This is a genomic window from Actinopolyspora mortivallis (assembly GCF_003001495.1).
Taxonomy (GTDB): Bacteria; Actinomycetota; Actinomycetes; order Mycobacteriales; family Pseudonocardiaceae; genus Actinopolyspora; species Actinopolyspora mortivallis_A.
Map to the genome: position 1 here is coordinate 40,674 of NZ_PVSR01000033.1, position 7,119 is coordinate 47,792.

The 7,119-nt window shown below is 71.6% G+C and carries 5 protein-coding genes; 1 reads left to right on the top strand and 4 read right to left on the bottom strand.

All coding sequences use genetic code 11. The features are described from left to right. Window positions 1-65: 65 nt before the first annotated feature. Window positions 66-650, bottom strand: coding sequence for a hypothetical protein (locus tag CEP50_RS15740; protein WP_106114715.1), 585 nt, complete (start codon window positions 648-650; stop codon window positions 66-68). A gap of 162 nt (window positions 651-812) precedes the next feature. Continuing rightward, a complete protein-coding gene (locus CEP50_RS15745) occupies window positions 813-3,221 on the bottom strand; it encodes a sodium-translocating pyrophosphatase (protein ID WP_106114706.1) in 2,409 nt (802 codons plus the stop codon). Between the two features lie 291 nt (window positions 3,222-3,512). Between CEP50_RS15745 and CEP50_RS15750 the strand changes: the two genes are divergently transcribed. Next, the gene (locus CEP50_RS15750; protein WP_106114707.1) at window positions 3,513-5,885 is read left to right on the top strand and encodes a DEAD/DEAH box helicase; all 2,373 of its coding nucleotides are present in this window, start codon (window positions 3,513-3,515) and stop codon (window positions 5,883-5,885) included. A 101-nt stretch (window positions 5,886-5,986) separates the two neighbouring features. Here CEP50_RS15750 and CEP50_RS15755 read toward each other — a convergent pair whose 3' ends face one another. Both CEP50_RS15755 and CEP50_RS15760 read right to left on the bottom strand, forming a co-directional pair. After that, window positions 5,987-6,622: a bifunctional DNA primase/polymerase gene (locus tag CEP50_RS15755; RefSeq protein ID WP_106114708.1), complete on the bottom strand. Its 636-nt coding sequence runs from the start codon at window positions 6,620-6,622 to the stop codon at window positions 5,987-5,989. Window positions 6,623-6,755: 133 nt separating this feature from the next. Further along, the coding region (locus CEP50_RS15760; protein ID WP_146134818.1) for an Rv3654c family TadE-like protein at window positions 6,756-7,119 on the bottom strand (364 nt) is incomplete at its 5' end.

Here is a 7,119-nt window from a genome sequence, read left to right on the forward strand (position 1 = left end):
GGCCGAACGTCTCCGATGCTGGCGGTGTTCCTCCGTGACGACAGGGGTGGTCTGTGTCGAACGACTCACGGCGAGAACGGCCACGCTCCCCCAGCGACGCCTTCCGGCGCCGGTCCGACGAGCTCGGCCAACCGCATCAGACGACGTCTGCCCGCGATCCGCAGAGCGGGTTGGCTCCCCGGCGAGCCCACCGTCCGCGCGGGCAGGCCGACCCGACCGAGGGAACTGGCCAACGGTCCGTGCGTTTCCGGCACACACGGATCCAGCCCGAGAAGATAGCCCCCGGCAGCAGGGGCGCCCGAGACGAGCACCCAGACTCGGAGCGCCGAACCATCCGGGATGAATCCGTTCGGCACCGACTTTACCTCGCCGTGTAACCAGCACGCCGCCAGCTGGGTCAGATCGGCCCGGAAAGGGGTGCGGAGCAGGGGTTGCCCCGCCTCGTCACGCCCCAGTTCCACGTCCACCCCGCGCTCGGCGCACACCTCGGCCAGCGTCCGGGCCCGCCACGTCTCGGAGACCACCACGGAAAGCCGTGCGGCCGTCCCGCGTCCGAACGTGGTGATCCGTCCCGGCCCACACAGCAGCCCGGCCAGATCCGCCACACGGGCGGGCCGTGCCTCGGCCGAGAAGAACGAAAGCTGGCCCACGCCGGTGATCGTAGGACCCCCGCCGGCCACGCACCAGACTCCGTTCGGCCCGTGCGGGCAACACGACCCGATCGACGGGTGCGAGCGGGCCCCGGCAGCCGCCCCGCGCACCCGTGCCGTGATCGGTGGCCCACCCGGAGTCCGTCCGCCGGGGCCGGGGGCTCACCCGACTAACTCGTTGTTGCCCGTGGACTCGGCGATGGCCGTGCTCCTGCGCTTGGAGACGATCACCGCCGCCGCGATCGCCCCCACGCACAGCACCGCGATCACCGTCCGCAACGGTGCCGAGCCCTCCATGCCCACCGTGACGGTGACCACGGCGGGGGCCACCAGCACCGAGACCAGGTTCATCACCTTCAGCAGCGGGTTGATCGCGGGACCGGCGGTGTCCTTGAACGGATCACCCACGGTGTCGCCGATGACGGTGGCCTCGTGGGCCTCCGAGCCCTTGCCACCGTGATGGCCGTCCTCGACCAGTTTCTTGGCGTTGTCCCAGGCTCCTCCCGAGTTGGCCAGGAAGATCGCCATCAGGGCTCCCACCGCGATCGCCCCGGCCAGGTAACCGGCCAGCGGACCGACCCCGAGCCCGAAACCGACCGCCACCGGAGCGAGCACGGCCAACAGCCCCGGAGTGGCCAACTCCCGCAGCGAGTCCCGGGTGCAGATGTCGACCACCCGCCCGTACTCCGGGCGCTCCGAACCGTCCATGATCCCGGGCTTGGCGGAGAACTGCCTGCGCACCTCGTACACGACCGCACCGGCCGCCCGGGAGACGGCGTTGATCGCCAACCCCGCGAACAGGAACACCACCGCGGCGCCGATCGCCACCCCCACGAGCACGTTCGGGGCGTAGACCAGGAACTCGCCCACCGCGATCTCGGCTCCCAGCCCGGCCAGCGCGGAACCGATGGCGTCCCGGTAGGAACCGAACAGGGCGGTGGCCGCGAGCACGGCCGTGGCGATCGCTATCCCCTTGGTGATGGCCTTGGTGGTGTTGCCCACCGCGTCGAGTTCGGTGAGCACGTCGGCCCCGGAACCCTCGAACTCGCCGGACATCTCGGCGATGCCCTGCGCGTTGTCCGCGACCGGCCCGAAGGTGTCCATGGCCACGATCACCCCGACCGTGGTCAGCAGGCCGCACCCGGCCAGCGCCACCGCGAACAGGGCCACCGAGATGGAACCGGACAGCAGGAAGGCCCCGAACACCGCGGCGGCGATCACCAGCGCCGTGTACACGGCCGACTCGAAGCCCACCGAGAATCCGGTGAGGACGACGGTGGCCGGGCCCGTGGTGGAGGACTGCCCCACGTCCCGCACCGGTTTGCGTTCGGTCGCGGTGAAGTAACCGGTGAGCTTGAGGATCACCACGGCCAACGCGATCCCGATGAGCACCGCGACCAGGGCGACCACGGCCGGGTTGCCGGGCAGCTCGCGCACGGAGGGCGCCACCCCGCTCAGCCCCGCGTAGGAGCCGGGCAGATAGACCAGCGCGGCCACGGCGCAGGCCAGACCGGAGGCCCCGGCGGAGAGGTAGAAGGAACGGTTGATCGACCGCAGCGCCCCCTCCCCCGCGCGGGCCCTGGTGATGTAGACGCCCAGCACCGCCGTGACCACCCCGATCGCGGGCACGATGAGCGGAAACAGCAGCCCCTGGGTGCCGAAGGCGGCCGTGCCCAGGATCAACGAGGCGACCAGAGTGACCGCGTAGGACTCGAAGAGATCCGCGGCCATACCCGCGCAGTCACCGACGTTGTCCCCGACGTTGTCGGCGATCGTCGCCGCGTTGCGCGGATCGTCCTCGGGGATGTTCTGCTCCACCTTGCCCACCAGGTCCGCGCCCACGTCGGCGGCCTTGGTGAAGATGCCGCCACCGACGCGCATGAACATCGCCAGCAGGGCGGCACCGAAACCGAAGCCCTCCAGCACGCGGGGTGCCTGGCCCGCGTAGACGAGCACCACCAGGGCGGTGCCGAACAGTCCCAGCCCGATCGTGCTCATCCCGACCACACCTCCGGTGCGGAAGGCGATCCGCATCGCCTTGGCCCGCCCACCGGAGGGCTCGTTGGCCGCCGCGGCCACCCGCAGGTTGGCCCGTGTGGACAGCCACATCCCGAGGTATCCGATGACGGCGGAGAACACCGCCCCGAACAGGAAGAAGACCGATCTGCCTATGCGCTCCTCCGCGCTCTCGGCGGGCAGCGCGAACAGCAGCAGGAACACCACCACGGCGAAGACGGCCAGGGTGCGGAACTGTCTGTTGAGATAGGCCGCCGCTCCCTCCTGCACGGCCCTGGCGATCTCGCGCATCCGCTCCGAGCCCTCACCGGCCGCCAGGACCTCCCTGATGAGGACGTAGCCGACGACCAGCGCGGCGAGCGCGATCACCAGCACCGCGGCGACGAGGGTGTAGTCGGCGGCGTCCAGCCGCAGCTGGTGCACCTGCGAGTCCTGTGCCAGCAGCCGCGCCCCGTGCGGGAGAGGGTCCGGTTCCGCGCCCCCACCTCCCGGCGGCTCGGGGCGCGGCGGACCGTGGCCGTCCCACCCGGGGCGGGAAACACTGAGCAGGGACATCCGTCCTCCTCGGTCGTAGTCGGGTCCGCCCTCGGGAACACCTCCCGACGGGCGGTACCCGCGACGCCGGACGAGTCGCGGAACACCCCGCGACCCAGGTCCCGCGTCGCCTCCGTCCACGATGTGTCCTTGTTCACCTTGTGATATTTCACTCGTCCCGAGGTGGGGATTCTTCCATCATGGACCGATCAAGGCATCCGCACGATCACCCGTTCAGGGGCGTCGCGGGCGACCTCTCCGCGCGCGGACGGCACCCAGGGCCGGAAAACACACCTGTGCGAGGCTCGGTCCGTGAGTTCCATCGGAGAGGGACCGCCCGGGGCGGAGCCCCACGGCGGAAACGGTCCGGAACTGCTCGACAGGGTGCTGGCCGGAACTCCGCCGGCCGAGTCCCCGCTGCGGCACGTGGAACGGCTCCCAGCCAGGCCCGCCCGTCACGGGGAATGGCCGGAGTGGGTTCCGGCACGGGTGCTGCGGGCACTGCGCGCCCGGGGCACGGAACTGCCGTGGAGCCACCAGAGCCGGGCGGCGGAGGCCGCACACGGGGGAGAGCACGTGGTTCTGGCCACCGGCACCGCCTCGGGAAAGTCCCTGGCCTACCAGCTTCCCGTGCTGGCCGCCCTGGAGCGTGACCCGCGTGCCACGGCGCTGTACCTGTCCCCGACCAAGGCGTTGGGCGCCGACCAGCTCCGCGCCGTGGAGGAGCTGGGCCTCGACGGGATCCGACCCGCCACCCACGACGGCGACACCCCCACGGACGAACGCGAGTGGACACGGGCCCACTCCAGGTGGGTGTTCACCAATCCGGACATGCTGCACCACAGCATCCTGCCCAGGCACAACCGCTGGGCGCGTTTCTTCCGCGGTCTGACCCACGTCGTCGTCGACGAGTGCCACACCTACCGTGGCGTGTTCGGCTCGCACATCGCCCTGCTGCTGCGCAGACTGCACCGGATAGCCCGGCACCACGGCTCCCACCCCGTGTTCGTGCTCGCCTCCGCCACGATCGCCGAACCCGCACAGCTGGGGCAGCGACTCACCGGACAACGGTGCTTGGCCGTCACCGAGGACGGCTCCCCACGTGGGGCACGGGCGGTGGCCCTGTGGGAGCCCCCGCTGCTCGACGAGATCACCGGGGAGAACGGGGTTCCGGTACGGCGTTCGGCCGGGGCGGAGACCGCGCGGCTCCTCAGCGACCTCGTTCTCGAGTCCGCCCGGTGCCTGGCGTTCGTCCGGTCCCGTGTGGGCGCGGAACTCGCCGCCGTCGGTGCCGGCCGCGCCCTGCGCGAGGTCGCCCCGGAACTGGCCGACAGGGTGGCCGCCTACCGGGGCGGATACCTCCCCGAACAACGCAGGGAGCTCGAACGCGCCCTGCTGTCCGGGGAGCTGCTCGCGCTGACCACCACCAACGCCCTCGAACTCGGGGTGGACATCTCCGGGCTGGACGCGGTGGTGCTGGCCGGCTACCCGGGAACGCTGGCCTCCTTCTGGCAGCAGGCGGGCCGGGCCGGGCGGGAAGGGGGCGACGCGCTGGTCGTGTTCGTGGCCCGGGACGATCCGCTCGACACCTACCTGGTTCATCATCCGTCCGCGGTGTTCGACAAACCCGTGGAGGCCACGGTGCTCGACCCGGGCAACCCGCACGTGCTGCACCCCCACCTGGAGTGTGCGGCCGCGGAACTGCCGCTGCGCGAGCACGACCTGGACGCCTTCGGAAACACCGCCGCGCGGGAGGCCGTGGAGGAGCTGCGGAGTGCGGGCAGGCTCCGGGCCCGTCCGAAGGGGTGGTACTGGACGAGTCGGACTCCTCCGCACCGCACGGTGGAGCTGCGCGGCTCGGGAGGACAGCAGGTGATGGTCGTCGAGGGGGACACGGGACGGGTGCTGGGCACGGTGGATCCCGAGTCGGCCCACGGTCTCGTCCACCCGGGCGCCGTCTACCTGCACCGGGGCGAGTCGTTCGTCGTGGACGAGCTCGACACGGAGGAGGGGATCGCCCTGGTCCACGCCGAGGACCCCGAGTGGCACACCACCCCGCGCGAGGAAACCGACATCACGGTGCTGGAGACCCGGCGCGAGCACCGCCTCGCCCCCGGCGTGGCCGCCCACCTCGGCTCCGTGGAGGTCACCTCGCGGGTGGTCGGTTACCTCCGCAGACTGCCCAGCGGGGAGATCCTCGACCAGGCGCCGCTGGACCTGCCGGCGCGCAGGCTGACCACGGTCGCCGTCTGGTACACCCTGGACGAGGAGTCCCTGACCGGGAGCGCGCCGGGAAGCGCCGGACTGGATCCGGCACGTGTCCCCGGCGCGCTGCACGCGGCCGAGCACGCGGCGATCGGCCTGCTACCGCTGTTCGCCACCTGCGATCGCTGGGACATCGGCGGGGTGTCCACCGCGTCGCACCCGGACACCGGGGAGGCGACGGTGTTCGTGCACGACGGTCACCCCGGAGGCGCCGGCTTCGCCGAACGTGGGTTCGCCGCGCTGTCCCCCTGGCTGGCCGCCACACGGGAGGCGATCGTCTCGTGCGAGTGCCCGGCGGGCTGTCCGTCCTGCGTGCAGTCACCGAAGTGCGGCAACGGCAACGAACCGCTGGACAAGGCCGGAGCCGTGGCCGTTCTCGACGTGGTGCTGGCCGGGGACCAGGCAGTTTCTTCGGAATGAGCCACCGAACCGGTCGGGTACCGGCACGTGGATCGGCGCCTCGCGCCGTTGCGGGGCATCCGACCCACGCACCGACACCCGGGTCACTCCGTCCGAGACAGTCACGCGAACACCGCGAGGGGCCGGGCGTGGTCACTGGCGCGTTCGGCCGGATCGTGCAGGCCGGTCAGCAGGGCCTCCTGCACGTGTTCCGGCTCGGGCAGCCACCAGTCGCACACCTGGGGCTTGACCCGCCAGTGCAGCACCCCCTGGGGGAAGGTCGACGGCGGAAGCGGCACCCAGCTGCCCCCGGAGTGCAGCACGAGTCCCGCCTCCCCGAGTTCCTCGTGCAGTCGCTGCCCACCACGGGTCAGGAAGTACCACCGCCCGTGGGGGGTGGCGGCCATCGGAACCGGGCGTCCCCGCCCGCGGAGCGCGCGGGCCGCGCGGCGGCCGAGATCGGCCTCCACCTCGATCGCCTCGATCTCCGGACCGGTGGCCAGCAGGACGCTGTGCGGGTGTTTCGACCACCACGCGGCGATCCCGTCGGTGTTCCCGGCTCTGTCCGCCCAGTCCTCCCACACCGGGATCGGACCTTCCGAGAGGACCTCCTCCGGCGCGGAGTCCGAAGCGCTCCATCCTCCCGGGACCGGATAGGTCCCCGGAAAGACCGGCCAGCCGCGCGAGACCAGTTCGAGAACCTGAACACGCAGCTCGATCCGGAAGGCGCTGTGCCAACCTTCCGCCGCCAAATCCATTCCGTCTCGCCTCCTTGTTCCGGGCTCGTACTCCCACGAAACGGCACCGGCGGGTGTCGAGTACACCCCCGTGTCGACGACCGGTCGACGGAGAACGACGAGCGTGATTCGGATAACAGGACAACCGAAGAACTCAGCATGACGAGTGGTCGTGCCGACACCGTTCATCGTGGACCGGACCCGCGTGTGCCCTGCCGATGACACGCCGGAACCCCGGCGGCCCGACGTTCCCGGAGGACGCGGTACGCACCCGGGCGTGCCCCTGCCGCGTCCGGCAGGAAAGCACCACGATCCCGGTCTGCCGCACCACGCGCTCCGCCCGTGCACAGGCGGTCTCCCCTCCCCACCGCGCGTGCGCGGCCACCGCGAGAGCCGCCAGGTCGGCGGCACCCTGCACGCGGTGGCGTTCCACCACCAGGATGCCCACCTGGACCCCCAGCCACACCACCGTCAGCACGACCACGGACAACACCGCCCCCACGAGCGTGATCCCGCCC